The organism is Pseudomonas sp. NFX224, from assembly GCF_048565165.1.
GTDB lineage: Bacteria > Pseudomonadota > Gammaproteobacteria > Pseudomonadales > Pseudomonadaceae > Aquipseudomonas.
The window spans coordinates 4,906,461-4,931,441 of sequence record NZ_CP183416.1 but is presented as its reverse complement, the minus strand read 5'-3'; the positions used below and the strand labels follow the sequence as shown (position 1 = coordinate 4,931,441).

At 61.6% G+C, this 24,981-nt stretch carries 10 protein-coding genes and 1 pseudogene; 7 read left to right on the top strand and 4 right to left on the bottom strand.

Annotated features, from left to right (window positions below):
- Nucleotides 1-250: 250 nt before the first annotated feature.
- Nucleotides 251-13,249 (bottom strand): non-ribosomal peptide synthetase, encoded by a 12,999-nt coding sequence (locus ACNYC6_RS22570; RefSeq protein ID WP_419709225.1) that lies wholly within the window; start codon nt 13,247-13,249, stop codon nt 251-253.
- Nucleotides 13,250-13,623: 374 nt separating this feature from the next.
- Here ACNYC6_RS22570 and ACNYC6_RS22565 point away from each other — a divergent pair, with 374 nt between their 5' ends.
- Entirely contained in the window at nt 13,624-14,172 is a 549-nt protein-coding gene (locus ACNYC6_RS22565; RefSeq protein ID WP_150736074.1) for an RNA polymerase factor sigma-70, read from the top strand.
- 122 nt (nt 14,173-14,294) lie between these two features.
- On the opposite strand, the gene ACNYC6_RS22560 is transcribed toward ACNYC6_RS22565, so the two are convergent.
- The 3 genes from ACNYC6_RS22560 to ACNYC6_RS22550 all read right to left on the bottom strand — a co-directional run bounded on the left by ACNYC6_RS22560 (nt 14,295) and on the right by ACNYC6_RS22550 (nt 16,911).
- A complete protein-coding gene (locus ACNYC6_RS22560; protein WP_419709224.1) occupies nt 14,295-15,308 on the bottom strand; it encodes a GNAT family N-acetyltransferase in 1,014 nt (337 codons plus the stop codon).
- Nucleotides 15,309-15,383: 75 nt separating this feature from the next.
- On the bottom strand, nt 15,384-16,193 hold the full coding sequence (locus ACNYC6_RS22555; protein ID WP_419709223.1) for a substrate-binding periplasmic protein: 810 nt from the start codon (nt 16,191-16,193) through the stop codon (nt 15,384-15,386).
- 94 nt (nt 16,194-16,287) lie between these two features.
- On the bottom strand, nt 16,288-16,911 hold the full coding sequence (locus ACNYC6_RS22550) for a TetR/AcrR family transcriptional regulator (protein WP_419709222.1): 624 nt from the start codon (nt 16,909-16,911) through the stop codon (nt 16,288-16,290).
- Between the two features lie 162 nt (nt 16,912-17,073).
- Between ACNYC6_RS22550 and ACNYC6_RS22545 the strand changes: the two genes are divergently transcribed.
- The 6 genes and pseudogenes from ACNYC6_RS22545 to ACNYC6_RS22520 all read left to right on the top strand — a co-directional run.
- The gene (locus tag ACNYC6_RS22545) at nt 17,074-18,876 is read left to right on the top strand and encodes an acyclic terpene utilization AtuA family protein (protein WP_419709221.1); all 1,803 of its coding nucleotides are present in this window, start codon (nt 17,074-17,076) and stop codon (nt 18,874-18,876) included.
- A 12-nt stretch (nt 18,877-18,888) separates the two neighbouring features.
- Complete coding sequence (locus ACNYC6_RS22540) at nt 18,889-19,758, top strand: SDR family oxidoreductase (protein ID WP_419709220.1); 870 nt, start codon at nt 18,889-18,891, stop codon at nt 19,756-19,758.
- Between the two features lie 3 nt (nt 19,759-19,761).
- Complete coding sequence (gene atuC / locus ACNYC6_RS22535; RefSeq protein WP_419709219.1) at nt 19,762-21,378, top strand: geranyl-CoA carboxylase subunit beta; 1,617 nt, start codon at nt 19,762-19,764, stop codon at nt 21,376-21,378.
- Between the two features lie 25 nt (nt 21,379-21,403).
- A complete protein-coding gene (gene atuD, locus ACNYC6_RS22530) occupies nt 21,404-22,561 on the top strand; it encodes a citronellyl-CoA dehydrogenase (protein WP_419709218.1) in 1,158 nt (385 codons plus the stop codon).
- Nucleotides 22,558-23,355, top strand: coding sequence for an enoyl-CoA hydratase/isomerase family protein (locus ACNYC6_RS22525; RefSeq protein ID WP_419709217.1), 798 nt, complete (start codon nt 22,558-22,560; stop codon nt 23,353-23,355). The genes atuD and ACNYC6_RS22525 overlap by 4 nt, the downstream gene beginning before the upstream one ends.
- Nucleotides 23,356-23,425: 70 nt before the next feature.
- A pseudogene (locus ACNYC6_RS22520) lies at nt 23,426-24,893 on the top strand (acetyl-CoA carboxylase biotin carboxylase subunit); the annotation flags it as partial.
- Nucleotides 24,894-24,981: the final 88 nt, after the last annotated feature.

Genomic DNA, 24,981 nt, shown 5'->3' with positions numbered 1-24,981 from the left:
ATGCATGGTTACGAAGGAAATATGCTCTGTGGCAAGTTCCAAAAGTAGTGTGTTGCTCCATTCTTGAGCAGTGGCATGTTCGCCGAGCAGGCCACCACATTCAGCATTGATGGCGGCCGACCTGACGCCATCGCCAGCAGGCTGGCTCCCACAGGGGGTGGTGGTGATCACAAATACAAATCATGTGTGCACCACAGACTACTGTGGGAGCCAGCCTGCTGGCGATGAGGCCCGCCCGGACGCTAGAGAATCAAAACCCCTCCAACTCCGCCATCAGATCATTCAACCGGTCCACCTTCTCCTCAGTGATGTCGCTGGCCGCCAAGCCGTCGATGTAACCGGCCAGTTCTTCCACCGTGCTGCACTCGAACATTGCCCGTAGCGGCACATCCCGTTGCAGGGTTTTCTGTACCCGCGAGGCGATCTGCGTGGCCAGCAGCGAATGCCCGCCCAGTTCGAAGAAGTTGTCGCGGACACCGACCTTCTCCACTTTCAGTACCTCGGCCCAGATCGCGGCCAGGGTTTGTTCCAGCTCATTGCGCGGCGCTTCATAGTCCTGGCTTTGCAACTGGCCGATCTCCAGCGCCGGCAGGGCCTTGCGGTCCAGTTTGCCGTTGGCGTTGAGCGGCATCTTGTCCAGCCACAGCCAATGCAGCGGCACCATGTATTCCGGCAGTTCGGCACGCAGGCGTTGTTTGATGCGCTCCAGGCGCTCGGCTGGGTTGAGCGCTGAATCCGCAGCCACCAGGTAGCCAACCAAGTGTTTACCGTTCGCACCTTCCTGCACACCAACCGCCGCGTCGCGGATGTCCGGTTGTTCATGCAGGCGCGCTTCGATTTCACCCAGTTCGATGCGGTAGCCGCGAATCTTCACCTGATGGTCGATGCGCCCGACGTACTCCAGCACACCGTCGCTGCGACGGCGGGCCAGGTCACCGGTGCGATACAGGCGATCGCCCGGTGCGCCATACGGGTTCGGCACAAACACCTGGGCGGTACGCAACGGATCGCTGACGTAACCGCGCCCAACCCCGGTGCCGGCGACGCACAACTCGCCCACCGCACCCAACGGCACCAGTTCCAGTGCGCCGTCGAGCAGGTACAAACGGTTGTTGTCGGTTGGCGTGCCGATCGGCAAGTAACTGCCGCGAGTCGAGGCCATGTCGACGCGGAAGAACGCCACGTCATCCGAGCATTCCGCCGGACCGTAGGCGTTCACCAAGCCGATGTCCGGATAACGCAGCAGCCATTGATGGGCCAGCTCCGGCGGCATCGCCTCACCGGTCGGCAGCATCCAGCGCAGGCCGTCGAGGCTCATGCGCTCCTGGGCGAGCATGCCCTGGATCAGTGACGGCACGCTTTCCAGCACGGTGATGCCCTGAACCGAAACATGTGCCAGCAAACCTTGTGGATCGTGGGCAATGCTGTTCGGGACGATGTCGACCCGCGCGCCGAACAGCGGTGCGGCGAGAAACTGCCAGACCGAAATGTCGAAGCTTTGCGAAGCGGTCTGCGCGATCACGTCGGACTCGCTCAGGTTCAGGTACGGCACCTTGCTCAATTGGTTATTGAGCATCCCGCGCTGTTCGACCATCACACCCTTCGGCAAACCGGTGGAGCCGGAGGTGTAGATCACGTAGGCGAGGTTGTCCGGGCCGCTGTAGATGCCCGGATTGACCACCGAAACATCGCTCGCCTGCACGTTTTCCCAGACCAACAGCTTAGGCCGATTGGCACAACCGAACTCTTCCAGCAACGCGACGGCTTGCTCACGACACGCCTCGGTGCAGACCAGCAACGGCGTACGGCTCAGGTCGATAATCCGGCTCAGGCGCTGAGTCGGCAGGCCCGGATCCAGCGGCAGATAACCTGCCCCGGCCTTGAAGCTGCCGATGATCATGCCGAGCAGATCGAGGTTGCGTTCCGCCAGCAAGGCCACCGGCTGATCGCGCCCGACCCCGGCAGCGACCAAGGCGTGACCGAGTCGGTTACTGCGCTGGTTCAGCTCGAAGTAACTGTGCTGCTGATCAAGGCAACTGGCAGCAACCCGATGCGGATGCGCGGCGACCTGCGCTTCGAACAAGGCCACGTAGCTTTGTTCCAGCGGGTAGTCGTGTGCGCTCTGGTTACAACCGTGGATCAGGAAGTCCTGTTCCTCGGCGCCGAGCAACGGCAGGTCAGCCATGTCACCGTGGAACCCCGCGACCAACGCCAGCAGCAAACGCTTGAACTCACCGAGCATGCGCTCAACGGTGGTTTCATCGAAGTAACGCTGGTCGTAGGACAGGTGCAAGCCCAGGTCATCACCCGGATAGCACACCGCCGTCAGCGGGAAGTTGGTGTGGGTGCGGCCCGAATCGGAGGTCGCGTTGAGGCTCTGCGCACGGTCCAGCACCGAGGTTTCCACCGGGGCGTTTTCGAACACGAACAGGCTGTCGAACAGCGGCTGGCCCTTCGGCAATTCGCTCTGCTCCTGGATGTTCACCAGCGGCAGGTATTCGTACTCGCGCAGTTGCATGTTGTTATCGAGCAAGCCGCTCAGCCACTGACGTACGCTGCAACGCTGATCGTCCTGCGGCACCTTCACCCGCAGCGCGATGCTGTTGATGAACAGGCCAACGGTGCGTTGCATCTGCGGCATGTCCACCGGACGCCCGGCCACCGTGACGCCGAACAACACGTCACGATCACCGCTCAAGCGGCGCAGCACCAGGGCCCACGCCGCTTGGGCGAAGGTGTTGATGGTCAACTGATGGGCCTGGGCCAGTTCACGCAGTTGTGCGCCGTCACGAGCATCAAGTCGAGTGTAGCGATCGCCGACAATCATGCCGCCGCTGTCGCCGGCATGTTCACGCAGGAACGGCCGGTCGCTCGGGATCGGCGTGGTCCGCTCGAAGCCTTGCAGGTTGCTTTTCCACCACTGCCGCGCTTCGGCCAAGCTCTGGCGTTGCAGCCAGCCGATGTAGTCGCGATAACGCGGCGGCACAGCCAGTTGCGCGTCACGGCCTTCGCCGAGGGCGCTGTAGATTTCGAAGAAGTCGTTCATCAGCAGCGAACGGCACCAGGCGTCGATGAGGATGTGGTGGTTGCTCATCATGAACCAGTAGCGCGCCGCGCCCACCCGAATCAGGCGCAGGTGGAACGGTGCCTGGTTCAGCAGATCGAACCCGGCCTCGCGCTCGGTCTTGAGCAGGGTTTGCAGCTTCGGTTCCTGCTCGGCTTCGGCGATGTCGCTCCAGTCGAGGTATTCGATCGGCGTGCTGCCCGGCTTGTGGATAACTTGCAGCATGTCTTCGCCGACGTTCCAGCAGAACGATGCGCGCAAGGCTTCGTGGCGGGCGATCACCGCTTGCCAGGCCTGGGCGAAACGCTGCGGGTCGAGTTCGCTGTTGATGCGGTAGCGATCCTGCATGAAATACAGGCCGGTGCCCGGTTCCAGCAGGGTGTGCAGGAGCATGCCTTCCTGCATCGGCGTCAGCGGGTAGACGTCTTCGATCACGCCGGCCGGAATTGGCAGCGCATCCAGTTGCATCTGGTTGAGACTGGCCAGCGGGAAGTCCGACGGCGTCAGGCCACCGGCATCGTCGCGCAGGCAATGTTCGATCAGGCTTTGCAGCTCGCCGAGGTAAGCCTGCGCAAGGTCCGTGATGGTCTGCGGATCATGGCGTTGGGCGCTGAAGGTCCAGCGCAGTACCAGCTCACCACCGTAGACCTGACTGTCGACGCTCAGCTCGTTGGGCAACGGCGCATTCAAATCGTGGGCCGCGCCGATGGCTTCATCCCGCGGATGGAACAAGGCATCGGCACCAAAGCTCTGGTCGAACTGCCCCAGGTAGTTGAAGGTGATCGGCGCCACCGGCAACGCGGCCATGCTCTGGCGACTCAAGTCATCGGCGAGATAACGCAGCACGCCATAACCCAAACCTTTATGCGGCACGGCGCGCAGTTGTTCTTTGATCGCCTTGATCGACGCGCCCTGCCCCGCCGCTTCTTCAATGTTCGACGGGGTCAGGCGCAGCGGATAAGCGCTGGTGAACCAGCCGACGGTGCGAGTCAGGTCGATCTCGTCGAACAGCGCTTCGCGGCCATGGCCTTCCAGTTGAATCAGCGCCGAAGCGTGACCGCTCCAGCGGCACAGCACACGGGCCAACGCGGTCAGCAGCAGATCGTTGACCTGAGTGCGGTAGGCGCTCGGCGCCTGTTGCAGCAATTGCCGGGTACGCTCGCTGTCGAGGCGCACGCTGACGGTTTGTGCATGACGATTCTGCCGACCGCCCTCGGGGCGATCACACGGCAGCTCGGCACTCGGTCCGGCCAATTGCGTCTGCCACCAGCTCAGCTCTTCTCGCAGCGATTCGCTGCCGGCATACGCTTGCAGGCGGCCAGCCCAGTCCTTGAAGGCGCTGGTTTTCGCCGGCAGTTTCACTGACTGCTGCGCATCGAGTTGGCGATACACGGTTTGCAGATCGTCGAGCAACACGCGCCATGAAACGCCATCGACCACCAAGTGGTGAATCGCGATGAGCAGCCGTTGCTGGGCCTCGGGACCATCGACCAGCAGCACACGCATCAGCGGCCCCTCTTCGAGGTCGAGGCTGCGCTGGGCGTCGGCGAACAGGGCCGCGCATTTGTCCATCGACGTAACGCGTACCTGCCACAGCACAGGCGCATCGGAAAGCGCCTGATGTTCGGCATGCCATTGGCCCGCCACGTTGCTGAAACGCAAACGCAAGGCGTCGTGCTGTTCGATCACCGCCAGCAGCGCTTGCTCCAGGCGATGGGGTTCCAGAGGCGAAATCGGTTGCAGCAACAGTGCCTGGTTCCAGTGTTGGCGCTGTGGAATGTCGGTGTCGAAGAACCAGTGCTGAATCGGCGTCAGGCGCGACTCACCGCTGATCAAGCCTTGCTCGGCGGTGACCTGCTCGGTGCGGGTCGCCACGGCGGCGAGGGTCTGCACGGTCTGGTGCTGGAACAGGTCGCGCGGGCTGAAGTGAATGCCCTGCTGCCGCGCACGGCTGACCACCTGGATCGACAGGATCGAGTCGCCGCCCAGTTCGAAGAAGTTGTCGTTGAGACCGACCTGTTCCACGTTCAGCACTTCGCACCAGATCTGCGCCAGCGTGACTTCGAGCTCGTTGCTGGGCGCCACATATTGCTGACGATTCAACTCAGGGCCCGGTGCCGGCAGTGCGCGACGGTCGAGTTTACCGTTGGCGGTCAGCGGCATGCAGGCCAGCAGGATCAGGTGCGTGGGCACCATGTAATCCGGCAACTGCGACTTGAGATGCGCCTTGAGGGCTTCGCGCAGCTCCGCCTGATGTGCCTCACCCAGCTCTGCGACTTCGGTCACCAGATAGCCGACCAGTTGCTTGCCACTCGGTGCATCGAGGGCCAACACCACGGCTTCACGCACCGACTCGTGTTCCAGCAGACGGGTTTCGATTTCACCGAGTTCGATGCGGAAACCGCGAATCTTCACTTGATGGTCAATCCGCCCCAGGTATTCCACCAGACCATCGGCGCGCTGCCGCACCAGGTCGCCAGTGCGATAAATACGCCCGCCATTGTCGGCGAACGGATCCGCCACAAAGCGTTCGGCGGTCATGCCCGGACGCTGGTGATAACCCTGCGCCAGACCTGCACCACCGACGTACAACTCACCGGTTGCGCCCTGCGGCACCAACGCCAGATCGGCGTCGAGAATGTACGCCACGCGGTCGCCGATCACGCTGCCGATCGGCACGCTGCCCAAGCCTTCGTCCAACACCTCAGGCGCCAGACTGGCCAGCGGCATGACCACGGTTTCGGTCGGGCCGTAGGCGTTGAAGAACACGCTCGGTTTGAACGCTGCACGAATGCGCGCCAGGTGTTCGCCGGTCAGCGCTTCGCCGCCGGTGATGATCATGCGCACCGGTAATATTTCATTGCGGGTCGCCAGCCACTGCGCCAACTGGCTGCCGTAGCTCGGGGTGAAACCGAGGACGTTGATGTGATGGGTGCGGATGAGCCCGCAGATTTCTTCGGCATCCCATTGGCCCTGCGCACGCAACACCACTTGCGCGCCGCTCAACAACGGCACCAACAGTCGCTCGGTAGCCGCGTCGAAGTTGATCGAATAGAAATGCAGTTCGCAATCGTCCGGGCGCATGCCAAAGCGCTCGATCACCGCACGGCAGTGCATGGCGATTTCACCGTGGGACACCACCACGCCTTTCGGCTTGCCGGTAGAACCCGAGGTGTAGATCAGGTACGCCTGATGCTGTGGCAGGCTGATGAACGGCAGCTCCGTGGCCGGATAATTGGCCAGCGCGGCCGCGTCTTCTTCCACGCACCAGCGGCCAACCGTCGACGGCAATTCGCCGAGGGCCTTGAACATCGCCGCGTCACTGAGCAGCAAGCCGACGCCGCTGTCTTCGATCATGTAATGCAAGCGATCGAGCGGGTATTCCGGGTCCAGCGGCACATAGGCACCGCCGGCCTTGAGGATCGCCAGCAGGCCGACGACCATTTCCAGCGAACGCTCAAGTGCGAGGCCCACGCGCACCTGCGGTCCGACCCCGCGCTCGCGCAGCATCCACGCGAGGCGATTGGCGCGGCGATCGAGTTCGGCATAGCTCAGGGTTTGCCCGGCGAAAGTCAGCGCCGGCGCATCGGGACGTGCCAGTGCCTGTTCGCTGAACAGGTGATGGATGCACTGGTCGAGGCGATGCTCACCCGACTCCACGCCAAGGCTGTCGAGCAGGTTTTTTTGTTCCTCGGCTGCCAGCAACGGCAGTTCACTGAGGCGCTGCTGCGGATCGGCAATCAACGCTTCCAGCAGATTGCGCCAATGTGCGGCCATGCGTGCAATGCGCGGCTCGTCGAACAGATCGGTGCTGTAGGTCAGGCAGCAACCGAGGCGATGGTCGAGGTCGGTGACTTCCAGGTTGAGGTCGAACTTGGTCGCGCGGGCATCGTTGGCCAGGTACTCGACAGTCATGCCGGCCAGGGTGCGGCTCTGCTGGAATTCCCAGCGCTGCACGTTGCACATCACCTGGAACAACGGGTTGTAAGCGGCGCTGCGCGGTGGCTGCAAGGCTTCCACCAGATGATCGAACGGCAGGTCCTGATGGGACTGGCCTTCGATCACTGTATGACGAACCTGCTCGAACAACTCGCCCACGGACATCTGCCCGTCGAGCTGGCAGCGCAACACTTGAGTATTGAGGAACGCACCGATCAACCCTTCGCTTTCCGGACGGATGCGGTTGGCCACCGGCGCGCCAATGCGCAAGTCGGTCTGGCCGCTGTAGCGGTAGAGCAATGTCGCCAGGGCGGCGGTCATGGTCATGAACAGGGTCAGACCGTTTTGCGCGTTGAAGGCGCGGACCCGGGCCGCAAGATCGTCGCTCAGGTCGAAACGGAACAGTTCGCCTTGATGGCTTTGCACCGGCGGACGCGGACGGTCGGCCGGCAACTCCAGCAGCGGATGTTCGCGCCCCAGTTGCGCGGTCCAGTAGTCGAGCTGGCGCTGACGTTCGCCGGACTCCAGCCACTGACGCTGCCAGACGCTGTAATCGAGGTACTGCACTGGCAGCGGCGCCAGCGGTGATTCGCGGTCATCAACGAAGGCTTCGTACAGCGCGCTCAATTCACGGGCAAAGATGTCCATCGCCCAGCCTTCGGTGACGATGTGGTGCAAGGTCAGCACGAAGTAGTGTTCCTGCTCGGCAGTCTTGACCAGGCAGGCGCGCAACAGCGGCCCGGTTTCCAGATCGAACGGCTTGTGCGCTTCGTCGTCGGCCAGTTGCTGGACCTGCCATTCGCGACCCTCGGCATCCAGCGCGGTGAAATCTTTCCAGTCCATGCGCACGCCCGTCTCGGCATGCACCTGTTGACGCGCCACGCCGTCGACGCTCGGGAACGTGGTACGCAGGGTTTCGTGGCGCAGGATCAACGCTTGCAGCGCCGCTTCGAAACGCCCGACATCCAGCACCCCGCGCAGCCGCGCCATGCCGCCGACGTTGTAGGCCGGGCTGTCCGGCTCCATCTGCCAGAGGAACCACATGCGCTGCTGGGAATAGGACAGCGGCACCGCTTGGCTGCGGTCGACTTTGTCGATCGGCGGCTGTTTGTTGGTACTGCCGCTGGCCTGGATCAGGCGCACCTGTTCGGCAAACGCGCCCAGCTCACTGCTCTCGAACAGTGCACGCAACGGCAACTCGACGTCGCAGGCCTGACGGGTGCGGGAAATGATTTGCGTGGCCAGCAGCGAATGGCCTCCAAGGGCGAAGAAGTCGTCACGCAGGCCGACTTGCGTCAGGCCCAGCACTTCACGCCAGATGGCGGCGATCTGTTGCTCCAGTTCAGTCACGGGCTCGACGTGTTCGCGAACCTGCCACTGCGGTTCCGGCAAGGCGCGGCGGTCGAGTTTGCCACTCGGGCTGAGGGGCATTTCGTCCAGGCGCATCAGTTGTGCCGGGACCATGTATTCAGGCAATTGCGCCGCCAAGGCGTTTTTCAGGCGTGCGGTTTGCGCGTCGATGGTTTCGGCGGAGTCGGTCGAGGTGTAGTAACCGATGAGTTGTCCACCGACCGAAGTGTCGCGCACCAGCACCACGGCTTGGGCAACACCGTCCTGCGCCAGCAGACGCGCTTCGATTTCTTCCGGCTCGACGCGGAAGCCACGCAGCTTGACCTGCTGATCGAGGCGACCGAGGTATTCGATCACGCCATCGGCGGTCCAGCGCGCACGGTCACCGGTGCGATACAGACGCGCACCCTGCTCGCCCAATGGATCAACGACAAAGCGTTCGGCGGTCAGGCCCGGACGTCCCAGATAACCGCGCGCCAGGCCGATGCCACTGATGCACAACTCACCCGGCACGCCGGCCGGTACGGGATTGAGATCGCTGTCGAGTACCCGGCAAATCACATTGCCCAATGGCCGGCCAATCGGCGAGCGCTCGCCATCAGCGCGGGTGCTGTGCCAATGGGTCACGTTGATCGCGGTTTCGGTCGGGCCGTAGCGGTTGTGCAGTTGCACCGCCGGCAGTTGCTCCAGCACACGGTTGCGCAGTTCGGCGGGCAAGGCTTCGCCACCGGAGAACACGCGACGCAGGCTGCTGCATTGAGCCGTGAGCGGTTCGTCGATGAACAGCGAAAGCAACGGCGGCACGAAGTGCAATGTGGTCACGCCGAATTGCTGGACCCGTTGCGCGATGCGGTGCGGATCTCGGTGTTCGCCGGGGGCGGCGATCAGCAAACGTGCGCCAGTGATCAGCGGCCAGAAGCACTCCCACACCGACACGTCGAAACTGATCGGCGCTTTTTGCATAAGCACGTCGCTGTCGTTCAGGCGATAGGTGTCCTGCATCCATTGCAGGCGTTCGGCGAGGGCCGCGTGGGTGTTGCCGACGCCTTTTGGTTGCCCGGTGGAGCCAGAGGTGTAAATCACATAGGCGAGGTTGTCGCCGTGCAGGTGCAGGCCCGGCGCATGGCTCGGCCAGTTCTCCAGGTGCAAGGCGTCCATGGCGATCACGCAGACGCCGTCAGCTACCGGCAAGTGCTCCAGCAACTGGGTTTGCGTCAGCAGCAAATCGACGCCGCTGTCGTTGAGCATGTAGGCCAGGCGTTCGGCCGGGTAATCCGGATCGAGTGGCACGTAGGCGCCACCGGCCTTGATGATCGCCAGCAGGCCGATCAGCAGTTGCGGCGAACGCTCGCAGGCGATCGCCACGCAAACATCCGGACCGACGCCTTTGTCGCGCAGGTAATGGGCCAGGCGATTGGCGCGAGTGTGCAGTTCGGCGAAATCCAGTTGACCGCCATCCCACACCAGCGCCGTGCGCTCCGGCGTCAGCCTGGCCTGTTCGTTGAGCCATTCGGGCAACCATTGGCTGGCTGGGGTGCATGGTGCAACGGACCAGTCGGCTTGCTGCTCGTGTTCAGAGACGGCCAGCAGTTGCAAGTCGCCGATGGCGGTTTGCGGTTGCTCACAAATGGCACGCAACAGGTTACTGAAATGCTCGGACAACCGTTCGATGGTCACCGTATCGAACAACTCGCTGGCGTAGTCGAAGGACAGGCTCAGGCGACCGTTACGGTCTTCTTCGCTGTGCAACTGCAAATCGAATTTGGCTTCGCGGCTGTGCCACGGCAGCTCTTCGGCCAGTAACCCCGGCAGGCGCTTCAATGCACTGAGGTCACGTTGCTGATGGTTGAACATGACCTGGAACAGGCCTTGTTCACGGGCCTGTGGGAAGGCTTCAAGCAGTTGTTCGAACGGCAGGTCCTGATGCGCTTGGGCGCCCAATGCCGCGTGGCGGGTTTGCGTCAGCAACTCAATAAACGGCTGCCGTGAATCCAGCTCGGCACGCAACACCTGGGTGTTGATGAAGAAGCCGATCAGGCCTTGGGTTTCCAAACGTGGACGGTTGGCGTTCGGTACGCCGATGCGGATGTCGCGCTGACCGCTGTAGCGATGCAACAAAGTCTGGAGCGCGGCGAGCAGCAGCATGAAGGAGGTCGATTCATGGGCTTGCGCGGTCTGGCGAATCGCATCGCTCAGGGCTGTGCCCAAACGCACGGTGTAACGGGCGGCGCTGTGCAGTTGTTGCGCCGAACGCGGATGGTCGGTGGCCAGGCTCAGGATTGGTTGCTCATCGCCCAACCGGTCTTTCCAGTAGGCCAGTTGACGCTCGCCCTCTCCTTGCGCCAGCCATTGACGCTGCCAGCTGCCGTAGTCGGCGTACTGGGTTGGCAATGGCGCGAGCGCCGCTTGCTGCCCTTGGCAAGCCGCCGCGTACAACCGCGAGAACTCGTCGATCAGCACGTTCAGCGACCAACCATCGGCGATGATGTGGTGCATCGTTACCAGCAGTTGATGGTCTTCGTCGTCGAAGTGCACCAGCGTCACCCAGAACAGCGGACCTTTCTCCAGATCGAACTGGGTCCGCGCCTCGTCCTCACGGATTTGTTGCGCGCGGGCATCACGCTCGGCGGCCGGAAGATCGCTGATGTCGATCAGTTGCAGATTGAACTCACTGGCCGCATCGACTTGTTGCAACGCCACGCCGTCACGCTCGAAGAAGCGTGTACGCAGGGATTCATGGCGCTCGATCAACTGCTGGAAACTGGCGCGCAAAGCGTCTTCATTCAGTTCGCCACGCAGGCGCAGGGCGCCGGGAATGTTGTAGGCGCTGCTCTGTGGGTCGAGTTGCCAGGTTATCCACAGACGGTTTTGTGCCAGGGATTGCGGCATCGGTTGATGGCGTGACAGCGATGTGATCGCACCCTGTGCCAGGCCACCGTCCTGCTGCTGACGGGCCACGACTTCCGCAAATGCGCCGAGGGTCGGTGCTTCGAACAGCAGGCGCAGGTTCAGCTCCAGGCCCAGCTCCTCACGTAGACGCGCCACCACCTGCGTCGCCGCAATGGAGTTGCCGCCGAGCAGGAAGAAATGATCGTCGGCGCCCACCTGCTTGACCTGCAACTGCTCACACCAGATCCGGCCGATCAGGCTTTGCAGTGCCGAAGCCGATTCAGTATTGCCTGCACTTTCAGTTGTAGCCGACGGGAATACGGCGTAGCTGTCGAGGCTGCCGTCCGCGAGACGATTGCGGCACGCCGAGCGTTGCAGTTTGCCGCTGGAGGTCTTGGGCAGTGCGCCCGGATTGAGCAGCACCACCACGCTCGGCGCTTCCTGATACGCCTCGGCCACGGCTTGGCGAATAGCTTTGATCAACGCTTCGGGCGGTAGGATTTTTTGCACGCTGCGGCTGATTTCCGCAGCGATGCCGATGCCTTCCTGACCGTCGACGGTGACGGCGAACGCAGCGACGCGCCCTTTGCGCACCACTTCCACTTCGCGCTCGACGGTCTGTTCGATGTCCTGTGGATAAAGGTTGTGCCCGCGCACGATCAGCATGTCTTTCAGGCGACCGGTGATGAACAGTTCACCGTCGCGCATGAAGCCCAGGTCGCCGGTGCGCAGCCAGGTACGACCGGCGCGCTGGACAAACGTCTTGGCGGACGCTTCGGCATTGCGCCAGTAGCCGTGGGCGATGCTCGGCCCTGCGGCCCAGACTTCGCCGACCACGTTGTCGGCCACTTCAGCGAGCGTCGCCGGGTCGATGATCAGTACGGCGTGATCCGGCTGACTGATGCCGCAACTCATGATCGCACTGCCCTCGCCCGGTTCGGCGCGGTTTTGCGTCAGGGCCTGATCGTCCACACGCAGGTTGCCGATACCTTGACCACGCGGTGTACCGGCGACGAACAGTGTGGCTTCGGCCAGGCCGTAAGAGGCCATGAAGCTGTCTTCAGTGAAACCGCAACTGGCAAACTTCTCGGCGAAACGCTCCAGAGTGTCGAGACGGATCGGCTCGGAGCCGGAGTACGCCACGCGCCAGCCGCTCAGATCGAGGCGCGCCAGCGCTGATTCACTGACCCGCTCACAGCACAAACGATAGGCAAAGTCCGGCCCGCCGCTGATGGTGCCGCCGTATTCGCTGATCGCTTCGAGCCAGCGCAATGGCCGGCCAAGGAAGTACGCCGGCGACATCAACACGCACGGCACGCCACTGAAAATCGGTTGCAGCAAACCGCCGATCAAGCCCATGTCGTGGTACAGCGGCAGCCAGCTGACGATCACGTCATCAGGGTTCAGGTCGATGCCGAAACCGTGACGGATCAGCAGTTCGTTGGCCACCAGGTTGCCGTGGCTGACTTGCACGCCTTTGGGCAATGCCGTGGAGCCGGAGGTGTATTGCAGGAAGGCGATGTGATCGTCTTGCAGATCCGCCGCGACCCAACGCTCGGCCATCGCGCTGTCGAGGGTATCGACACACAGCAGCGGCGGCGCCCCTTCGATTTGCAGCAAGGCATCGCGCAGATCGGCGCTGGTCAGCAACAGGCGCGGTTCGGCGTCACTGATGATCGACAGCAAACGCTCCTGGTGATGACGCTTGCTCGACTCCGGCGGATAGGCCGGCACCGCAATCACGCCGGCATACAGGCAACCAAAGAACGCCGCAACGTAATCCGGGCCACTGGGAAACAACAGCACCGCGCGGTCGCCAAAATCAGCCTCGGCCTGCAATGCACCGGCAATCGTTCGTGCGCGCTGATCCAGTTCGCGATAACTGAGTACCACAGCCTGATCCTGGGTTTCGGCGAGAAAACGCAAGGCCACCCGATCCGGCGTCAGGGCCGCGCGGCGCTGAAGGGCTTGGACCAGTGTGCTGGGGAGTTCGAACGCGTCGGTCATGAGGTTTCCTGCCTGAATTCGGCTTGCAAATGGAATCGGTTTTCTTACATCACGCCCCATTCAAGGGCGCGCAGGACGCGGTCTTCGCCGACCGCGCAAGGCATTGACAATGCAGTTGTGTCCGGGGCTGCAGCCCGGAGCCATTCACCAATGAGAACGGATGGCGTCTTGAAATAATTAGTCGGCAGGCTTGAACGCCAGGCAGGTCGGGGGTGTGTCAGCGTGTCGCAGTTCTCACTCTGCACCTTTGCGGAGCATTAGTTCTCTTTCTCAATTGACAATCATTATCATTCAACATAATTTGTCGCTCGATGTGTAGGACGGCCCCGGTCTTTTTGTCGTCCCACTAACCTTTTGGCAGCAGGGTGATTTCCATGACGGAACAAGTCTCCACAAGCAGGTGCGATTCGCCGCTACTTCAGGCATTCGTCGACAATCGACTGATTCTGGTCAAGATTGCAGCCCGCATCACCGGCTGCCGATCACGCGCTGAAGACGTGGTGCAGGACGCGTTTTTCCGGCTCCAGTCGGCGCCGCAGATCACGTCCTCGTTCAAGGCTCAACTCAGCTATCTGTTCCAGATCGTGCGCAATCTGGCGATCGATCACTACCGCAAGCAGGCACTGGAGCAGAAGTATTCCGGGCCTGAAGAGGAAGGTCTGAACGTGGTGATTCAGGGGGCTTCACCGGAAACGTCGCACATCAATTTTTCGACCCTGGAAAACATCGCCGACGCGCTGACAGAGCTCCCGAGCCGAACCCGTTATGCCTTCGAGATGTACCGCCTGCACGGTGTGCCGCAGAAGGACATCGCCAAGGAACTCGGCGTCTCGCCGACCCTGGTGAACTTCATGATTCGCGATGCGCTGGTGCATTGCCGCAAAGTGTCGGGTACCCGAGCAGACAGCATTGCTCGTCGTTAAGCTCTGAAATTTGCGTCGCCACAATCGCTAGCAGGCTAGCTCCCACAATTGATCTCTGGTGTTCACACAATCTGTGTTTACCGAAGACCCACTGTGGGAGCTAGCTGCTAGCGATGACGGACTCACACCAACCCACACCGATCAAAAAACCGCTCACGCCCCAGCGCCATCAACGCTGCACGCTTGTGCGGGAAGTCGAACTCTTTCTCGCAATAAAACCGCTGCCCCTGCATATACCCGATCATCTTGCCGTTGTCGGCGCGAGGCTCGGCGACCACTCGTTGGGTGCGCGGATCATCGAGAAACAGGAAGTGCACCAGCGCCGATAACCAGCTCGCCACCTTGTGCGGACCACGGTGATTTTCTTCGCCGACCAGCATGTGAATGCCACGGTCGTAGTCACCGGCATCGTAGAACGGTGCGATGCGGTCTTCCTTGGCCCAATAGGCTTCGAAATAGGCGAACGGCTGATCATCGAAACAGCCGATCAGCGTCAATGTGTGTGGATCGGCGTCGAGTTTGCTCAGGTACTCCCGGTGTTGTTCAAGACTGCCCTCCTCCTGCCAGAAACTCGCGACCCGCGCACTGTTCTGCCAACGATTGAACCGGGCCAGATCGAGGTCGAGGTCCACGGTGCGCAGGGAAATCCACATCCCGAGCCGTGCATCAAAACGCCGATAGACTTCGCCCCGCGGCTTCAACGGGCGTAGCGGATGGCGCTTGCCGCCACTGATGACCATTTGCTGCGGGTACCCACGAGTCAACGACTGCCCCAGCCAGGGCTGCGGCAATTGCCAGAACAAGGTGCGCTCACAGCGATAGTGACCGGCAGTTTCCGTGGGGATCAGCAAACCGCTGAGCAGAGACTCGGTCGGGGTTTCATCGAGATGCCAGGCCAGACGCTGGCAGTCCGGATGACGGGCGAACAGCCAATAACAGGCAGCCCACAAGGCCTGACTGTTCGGGCGAGCGAAGCGCTCTTGCAGTTGCAGTTGTGGCTCGGGGTCACGGGTCAGCCGCAGCTCGATCAGCGGTTGGCCGTCAAGGTTGAGGCTCAGCCGGGTTTCGGTTTCATCGGCTACAAGACGGCTGCCTGAGGGTAAGGCAAGGGCAGTCAGGTCATTCAGATTGGACATGGGTCGGGCTCACGATAATCGTCGACAGTTCAACGATGTGACGTGAGCCGACGCCGGAAATTTAGGCGGCGTCGATCAAGGCGTGCCCGTAACCGGCACGATCGCAATCTTGTACGGATCGAAAATCTTCAGCATCTGGCCGTTGTCCCGCAACCCTTGCAGCAATTTGCCGAACGCCTCGCCCGTGATCGGCGCGGCCGGGCGCAGGATGGCGTAATGGTGATAAACCTGATCGATGCGATCGGACACCAGGAACTCTTTGCCGACATTCAGGTTGCGCAAAAAATAGTCGGTCAGGTAAGAGCGAGTCACCAGCGCGATGTCGGCACGACCGCGCAACACCATCAGCAGATTGCTGTCATGGGAATAGGTCAGCGTGGCGTTGTAGTTTTTGGCGAGGTACTGAGGCTCGGCGTTGAAATTGGCGAATTCGTAGTGATAGCCACTGAACAGTGCCAGACGCTTGCCCGTCAGGTCGGCAAAATAGTCTTGCTGGCGAACCGATTCGCCCTCGAGTTGGCGTTGCGCGACAAAAATTTCGGCATCTTCGAGCCCCATGTCGACATCGGTGTGGGGAATGTCTTTCCAGCCCCAGGCGGGATTTTCGAAGATCGCCATGTCGATCCGGCCTTGCTTGAAGTCACCGAAGCGTCGAGGAATCGAGGTAGGCACCAACACGAATCGGTAGTCGCTTTGCAGGGCATTGAGCGCTTCCGCCAGTTGCGGCAGTAACCCCGTATCAGCGCCTTTTTCAGGGCGCACGGTATAAGGTGGAAAATGTGCGGCACCGATCCGCACCAGTTGTGCAGCCTGGGACGGCAGAAGCCATAACGCCACAAGCGCTGTCAGCAAAAGCCGCGAAGCCGTCCGAATTGGCGAAGACATCAAGAAAAGCCACTCCCCAAAATACTGCATCAATGCATTCAAGCTAGGCGGTTTCGCCCAGTTAGCCAGTTTCCCGCCGACCAACACAAACTAATTATTTTTCCTCAAGCACCAGGATCAACGCCTCGTCGGCCAACTGATCGAGACTCATGCTGCCGCCGGCACGAAACCAGGTGGTGGTCCAGGACAGCGCCCCGGTCAAAAACCGTCGAGTGATGAACACATCACCACGTATGAACCCGGCAGTCTTGGCCTCACCCAGCACCTGGAGCCAGATGTCTTCATAGATGTCCCGCAGGGCCAGGACTTTTTCCTGGCCATCCTCGGACAGCGAACGCCATTCGTAGACCAGCACCGCCATGGCCTCGCCGCTGCCGCCCATGATCGACTGCAACTCGCAACGGATCAGCGCCAGCACCCGCTCGCGCACGCTGCCGGCCTCGGCGATGGCTGCACGCATCAATGCGGTGTTGTAGTGGATGGTCTCTTCCATCACGGCGCGCAGGATTTCGTCCTTGCTTTTGAAGTGATGAAAAATGCTCCCCGACTGAATGCCCACGGCGCCGGCCAAATCGCGCACAGTGGTGCGCTCATAACCTTTATTGCGAAACAGGTGAGCCGCTACTTGCAGCAACTTGCCACGCGCACTGTCCGGATCGGTCAACTGGCCGCTGTCGACCAATTCTCGCATGACCCTCAGGGCTTTTTGCTCATCCACCCGTTCTCTCCTACAGTCGTGATCACCGCTAAAACAGCGGGGTTGCGCGGGCAATTTAAGCTGACGGATGCAACCAAGCAAGCGCTCGGGCAGAAGATATTTCTGTCGTTTACAAACCAAGCGCTTGCTTGGTAGTCTCGAGTCACTCTGTTGGAGGTGGTTATGGAATCGACTACACCGAGAACCATTCGCATTGGCTGCGCCAGCGCCTTCTGGGGCGATACCTCGACCGCCGCCGCGCAACTGGTGGAAGGCGGGCGTCTGGACTATCTGGTTTTCGATTATCTGGCCGAAATCACCCTGTCGATCATGGCCGGTGCGCGGATGAAAGATCCCCACGCCGGCTACGCCAGCGATTTCATTGAAGTCCTAAGCCCGCTGCTCACTCAGCTCGCCGAACAAAAAATCCGCGTCATCAGCAATGCCGGCGGGGTCAACCCGCAAGCCTGCGCTGCCGCCCTGCAAGCGGCCTGCGCCAGGGCCGGCGTTTCATTGAAGATCGCCGTGCTGTTGGGTGATGACCTGCAACCGCAATTCAAGCAATTGAGCACACATGGCATCCATGAAATGTTCAGCGGTGCGCCGCTGCCACCGATGTGCGTCTCGACCAACGCTTACCTTGGCGCGCCCGGCATTGTCGAAGCCCTGCGGCTGGGGGCGGACATCGTGATCACCGGACGCGTGGTCGACAGCGCAGTGGTCAGCGCCGCGCTGGTGCATGAGTTCAACTGGTCGTGGCACGATTACGACAAACTGGCCCAGGCTGCGCTGGCCGGACACATCATCGAATGCGGCGCGCAGTGCACCGGCGGCAACTTCACCGATTGGCGCGATGTGCCCGACTACGAACACATCGGTTTCCCCATCGTCGAAGTCAGCGCCGACAGCCAGTTCGTCGTCAGCAAACCCGAGGGCTCCGGTGGCCTGGTGACGCCACTGACGGTGGGTGAACAGATGCTCTATGAAATCGACGATCCACGGGCGTACCTGCTGCCTGATGTGGTCTGTGATTTCACTCAGGTCAAACTGCATCAGCAGGGCAAGAACGCAGTGCAAGTGCACGGCGCAAAAGGCCTGCCACCGACCGACCAGTACAAGGTCAGTGCCACTTACCCGGACGGTTTCCGTTGCACCGCCAGTTGCCTGATCGCCGGCATCGACGCGGTGGACAAGGCGCGGCGAGTCAGTGCGGCGATCATCAACAAGACCTCAGAAATTTTCACTCAGCGTGGCTGGGCACCCTACAGTGACGTGAGCATCGAACTGCTCGGCAGCGAGGCCACTTACGGTCCCCACGGCCAGCGCTCAGACAGCCGCGAGGTGGTGATCAAACTCGCGGTGCGTCACCCAAACAAACAGGCGCTGATCGTGTTCTCCCGGGAAATCGCCCAGGCCGCCACGGGTATGGCGCCGGGGCTGACCGGGATTGTCGGCGGTCGTCCTACTGTCTATCCATTGATCAGACTGTTCTCGTTCCTGATCGACAAAACCGCCTGTTCGCTGGCAATTGATTTCATGGGTCAACGCCACCCGTGCGCCCTGCCCGCCGTTGATGTGCTCGATACCCACGACTTGCCCGCACCGCTCGAACCACCCAAACCCGACGGCCCGGCCGATGCCAGCGTGGCCCTGGTCAAACTTGCGGTGGCGCGCTCGGGCGACAAAGGCAATCACAGCAACATTGGTGTCATGGCCCGCGAGCCCGAGTACCTGCCGTGGATTGCCGAGGCGTTGACGCCGGAGGTGATCGTCGACTGGATGAACCATGTCCTCGACCCGGTGCACGGTCGCGTCGAACGCTGGTATTTACCCGCCACTCATAGCCTGAATTTCCTCCTGGAAAACGCCCTCGGCGGCGGTGGCGTCGCCAGCCTGCGCATCGACCCGCAAGGCAAAGCCTTCGCCCAGCAACTGCTGGAGATCCAGATTCCGGTGCCGCAGCGCATCGCCGACCAGGTCAAATAGAGGACAGCCACCATGGCCTACGATTCGATTTTCAGAACTGATCTGTTTGCCGGTCAGACCATCATCGTCACCGGTGGCGGCAGTGGCATCGGTCGCTGCACCGCTCACGAACTGGCGGCCCTCGGTGCCCATGTGATTCTGGTCGGGCGCAAGGCCGACACGCTGAAATGTGTCGCCACCGAGATTGTCCAAGACGGTGGCAAGGCTGACTGGAGCACCTGCGACATTCGCGAGGAAGAAGCGGTGACGCACCTGGTCAGCCAACTGATCAACAAGCACGGGCCGATTCACGGTCTGGTGAACAATGCCGGCGGGCAATACCCGTCGCCCCTGGCCTCGATCAACCAGAAGGGTTTCGAAACGGTGATGCGCACCAACCTGGTCGGCGGCTTCCTCATGGCCCGGGAAGTGTTCAATCAGTCGATGAGCAAGCACGGCGGCGCCATCGTCAACATGCTCGCCGACATGTGGGGCGGCATGCCCGGCATGGGCCATTCGGGTGCGGCGCGTTCGGGTATGGACAACCTGACCAAGACCGCCGCGTTCGAATGGGGTCACGCCGGTGTGCGGGTCAACGCCGTAGCGCCGGGCTGGATCGCGTCCAGTGGCATGGACACCTATGAAGGTGCGTTCAAGGCAGTGATTCCGACCTTGCGCGAACACGTGCCGCTCAAGCGCATCGGCACCGAATCGGAAGTCAGCGCGGCGATCGTTTTCCTGCTCAGCCCGGCGGCGGCTTTCATCAGCGGCAGTACTCTGCGCATCGACGGTGCCGCCAGCCTTGGCGGTCGTGCATGGCCGATTCACAAGGCGACGAACAGCGAGTCGTATAACGGCTTTCACCGCGCCTACATTCCTGATGTCCTCAAGGATAAGGAATAACCCATGCCGGTGATTCAGTCGCAACTCGATCCCCACAGCGAGCAGTTCGCCCAGAACCATGCGGCGATGCTGAGCGCCATCGAGCAAGTTCGCACGCTCGAACAAAACCTGCTGAACAAGGCCGCAGAAGCCAAACCAAAATTCGACAAACGCGGACAATTGCTGCCCCGTGAGCGCCTCAATCTGCTGCTGGACCCCGGCGCACCGTTTCTCGAACTGGCCAGCCTGGCGGGCTACAAACTGCACGACGACAAGGACGGCAGCTCGGCTGGCGGCGGCTTGATCGCCGGCATCGGTTACGTCTCCAGCGTGCGGGTGCTGGTGGTGGCGAACAACAGCGCGATCAAGGGCGGGACCATTTCCCCCAGCGGCTTGAAAAAGTCCCTACGCCTGCAACAGATCGCCATGGAAAACAAACTCCCGGTGATCACCCTCGCCGAAAGCGGCGGCGCCAACCTCAACTACGCGGCGGAAATTTTCGTCGAAGGCGCGCGCTGCTTTGCCAATCAGGCACGGATGTCGGCCATGGGCTTGCCGCAGATTACCGTGGTGCACGGCTCGGCCACGGCGGGCGGCGCCTATCAGCCGGGGTTGTCAGACTATGTGGTGGTGGTGCGCGGCAAGGCCAAACTGTTTCTCGCCGGGCCGCCGCTGCTGAAAGCGGCAACCGGTGAAGTCGCCACTGACGAAGAGCTCGGCGGCGCCGAGATGCACGCGCAAATCGCCGGCACCGCCGAATACCTGGCGGAAAACGATGCCGATGGCGTGCGTCAGGTGCGCGAAATCGTCGGCCTGTTGCCCTGGAACGAGCAATTGCAACGGCTGCTCGAACGCCACTGGGAGGAACCGCTCTACCCCGTCGACGAACTGTTGGGGCTGATCCCGGATGACCCGAAAAAACCTTACGACGTGCGCGAAATCATCGCCCGTATCGCCGACGGCTCGAACTTCCTCGAGTTCAAGGCCGAGTTCGATCAGCAGACCGTTTGCGGTCAACTGAAAATCCAGGGTCGCGCCTGCGGCTTCATCGGCAACAACGGCCCGATCACGCCCAAAGGCGCGAGCAAGGCTGCGCAGTTCATTCAGCTGTGCGACCAGAGCCAGACTCCATTGCTGTTTTTCCACAACACCACCGGGTTCATGGTCGGCACCGAATCGGAGCAACAGGGCGTGATCAAGCACGGCGCCAAGATGATCCAGGCAGTGGCCAACGCTCGAGTGCCGAAACTGACCATCGTTGTCGGCGGTTCCTATGGCGCCGGCAATTACGCGATGTGCGGCCGCGGCCTCGATCCGCGTTTCATCTTCGCCTGGCCCAACAGCCGCACCGCCGTGATGGGCGGCGCACAGGCGGGCAAAGTGCTGCGTATTGTCACCGAGGCCAAACAGGCCAAGGACGGCCTGGTGCCCGACCCGAAAATGCTCGACATGCTGGAACAGGTCACCGCGCAGAAACTCGACAGCCAGTCCACGGCGCTCTACGGCAGCGCCAACCTGTGGGACGACGGCTTGATCGACCCGCGCGATACCCGGACCTTGCTCGGTTACTTGCTGGATATCTGTTACGAGGCCGAAGTGCGGCCGCTGCAAGCCAACAGTTTTGGTGTAGCCCGCTTCTAAGGGCGATCAGAGGAGAACAATAAAAATGATCTTCACCCAGGAACACGAAGCACTGCGCCGCACCGTCCGCCAATTCGTCGAGCACGAGATCAACCCGCACGTCGAGGAATGGGAAAAGGCCGGGCGCTTCCCCATCCACGAGGTTTTCCGCAAGGCCGGCGACCTCGGCCTGCTGGGCATTTCCAAACCGGAAAAATTTGGCGGCATGGGGCTGGACTACAGCTATTCGATTGTCGCGGCCGAAGAGTTCGGCACGATTCATTGCGGCGGCATTCCGATGTCCATCGGCGTGCAGACCGACATGTGCACCCCGGCCCTCGCCCGTTTCGGCTCCGATGAATTGCGCGACGAGTTCCTGCGCCCGGCCATCAGCGGCGAGCAGGTTGGCTGCATCGGCGTTTCCGAAGTCGGTGCCGGTTCCGACGTGGCCGGTTTGAAAACCACCGCGCGCAAGGACGGCGACGACTACGTGATCAACGGCAGCAAGATGTGGATCACCAACTCGCCCAGCGCCGATTTCATCTGCCTGCTGGCCAACACTTCGGACGACAAACCGCACATCAACAAGTCGCTGATCATGGTGCCAATGAACACGCCGGGGATCAGCCTCAGCTCGCCTCTGGACAAGCTCGGCATGCGCAGCTCAGAAACCGCCCAGGTGTTTTTCGACAACGTGCGTGTGCCGCAGCGCAACCGCATCGGCCATGAAGGTGCGGGGTTCATGATGCAGATGCTGCAGTTCCAGGAGGAACGCCTGTTCGGCGCGGCGAACATGATCAAGGGCCTGGAGTACTGCGTCGACAGCACCATCGAGTACTGCAAGGAGCGCAAGACGTTTGGCAGTGCGTTGATCGACAACCAGGTCATTCACTTCCGCCTGGCCGAACTGCAAACCGAAATCGAATGCCTGCGGGCGCTGGTCTATCAGGCCACGGAACAATACGTCAAAGGCCAGGACGTCACGCGCCTGGCGTCCATGGCCAAACTCAAGGCCGGTCGTTTGGGCCGCGAAGTCAGCGACAGTTGTCTGCAATACTGGGGCGGCATGGGCTTCATGTGGGACAACCCGGTGGCCCGCGCTTACCGCGATGTGCGGCTGGTGTCGATTGGCGGCGGCGCCGATGAAATCATGCTGGGGATCATCTGCAAACTCATGGGCATCCTGCCGGGGAAAAAGAAATGAGCACCCTGCCAGTTTGCGAAACGCTCTTGCTGGAACTGCACAACGGCGTGCTGCACATCACTCTCAATCGCCCGCAAAGCCGCAATGCGATGAGCTTGCAGATGGTCACCGAACTGCGCGCGGTGCTGGGGGCGGTGCACGATGACCGCGCCATTCGTGCGATTGTCATCGGTGGTGCCGGCGGGCATTTCTGTGCCGGTGGCGACATCAAGGACATGGCCAATGCCCGCGCTCAAGGGTCGAGCGCACACCGTGATTTGAACCGGGTTTTCGGTGCCCTGCTGCAAGAAGTGCAACAGGCGCCGCAAGTGGTGATCACTGTGCTGCAAGGCGCAGTGCTCGGTGGTGGTTTTGGCCTGGCCTGTGTCAGCGATGTCGCCATGGCCGATCATTCAGCGCAATTCGGTCTGCCGGAAACCAGCCTCGGCCTGTTGCCGGCGCAGATCGCGCCGTTCGTGGTGCAGCGCATCGGCCTGACCCAAGCCAGACGCCTGGCGCTGACCGCCGCACGTTTCGATGGCACCCAGGCGCGGCGAATGGGGCTGGTGCATTTCGTTGAGCATGACCCACAAGCACTGGCCGAGCGTCTCGATGAAGTGTTGGCGCATGTGCTGTGCTGCGCGCCGGGGGCGAATGCGGCGACGAAAAAGCTGTTGTTGGCGAGCGCGGCACAGCCATCGGATGAGCTGCTGGATCAAGCAGCTCAATGGTTCAGCGACGCAGTGACCGGGGTTGAAGGGGTCGAGGGCACCATGGCCTTTGTGCAAAAGCGTAAACCGGGGTGGGCCTCTTAAAAGCATCAGCATCGCAGGCTTGCCAGCGATGAGGCGATCAAATTCACCGCAACAACCCAGGGAATAGAACATGCCCGGACTCAACAAAATCCTCATCGCCAACCGCGGTGAAATCGCCTGCCGCATCCAGCGCACCGCCCAGGCGCTGGGCTATCGTACCGTTGCCGTGTTCAGCGACGCCGATGCCGATGCGCTGCATGTGCAGATGGCCGACGAAGCCGTACACATCGGCCCGGCCCCGGTGCAACAGTCTTACCTGAATATCCCGGCGATCATCGATGCGGCCCGACGTACTGGTGCGGATGCGATCCATCCGGGCTACGGGTTCCTTTCGGAAAATGCCGGCTTCGCCCTCGCCTGCCAACAGGCTGGTATTACCTTCATCGGCCCCAGTCCGCAAGCCATCGAACTGATGGGCAGCAAACGCCTGTCGAAAATCGCCATGCTCGAAGCAGGCGTGCCGTGCATCAAAGGCTATCAAGGCGCCGAACAGGATGACGAGGCCCTGAGCCGCGAAGCCGAACGCATCGGCTATCCATTGATGATCAAGGCCAGCGCGGGCGGCGGCGGGCGCGGCATGCGCCTTGTACACGACGCCAGCCATTTGCTTGAGCAAATCCGCACCGCACGCTCCGAAGCCCAGCACGGTTTCGGCAGTGATGAACTGATCCTCGAACAGGCGCTGATCGATCCACGGCATGTCGAGGTGCAACTGTTCGGCGACCAGCACGGCAACCTGATCTACCTCGGCGAACGCGATTGCTCGATCCAGCGCCGCCATCAGAAAGTCATCGAAGAAGCGCCCTGCCCGGTGATGACCTGCGAGTTGCGCCAGGCCATGGGCGAAGCGGCGCTCAAGGCCGGGCGTGCGGTGAATTACGTGGGTGCGGGCACCGTGGAGTTCCTGCTGGATACACACGGAAAGTTTTACTTCCTGGAGATGAACACCCGCCTGCAAGTGGAACACCCGGTCACCGAACTGATCACCGGCCTGGATCTGGTGGCCTGGCAACTGAACATCGCCGATGGACAACCGCTGCCGCTGCGTCAGGAGCAGGTGCTGCTCACCGGTCACGCCATGGAAGTGCGCGTGTATGCCGAAGATCCTGCGCAAGGTTTTCTGCCGCAAACCGGACACATCTCAGCCTGGGAGCCAGCGCTGAAAGATGGCGTGCGAATCGACCACGGCTTGATCGAAGGTCAGCACGTCAGCCCCTTCTATGACCCGATGTTCGGCAAGATCATCGCTCACGGCGCCACCCGCGAAGAAGCCCGGCGCAAGCTGCTGCGGGCGGTGCAGGACAGCGTGTTGCTGGGGGTGCAAAGCAATCAGCGCCTGCTCGCCAGCCTGCTGCAACATCCACAATTCATCAGCGGTGAATTCAGCACTGGATTCATCGCGCAACATTTCGCCGATCATCCGTGCCTGCACCCTCATAGGCCCAGCGCCGAAGAACTGGCGATTGCCGCCGCCCTGCTCTACCACGCCTCGGCTCAGGCGCACTGCAGCTCGCTGGCCGGGTGGCGGAACAACGCCAGTGTGCCGCTGAGTTATCGCCTTGGCTTGGAGGATCAGGAATGGTCGGTGGCATTGAACGGGGTGCCGGGCGAGGCCTATAGGATTCA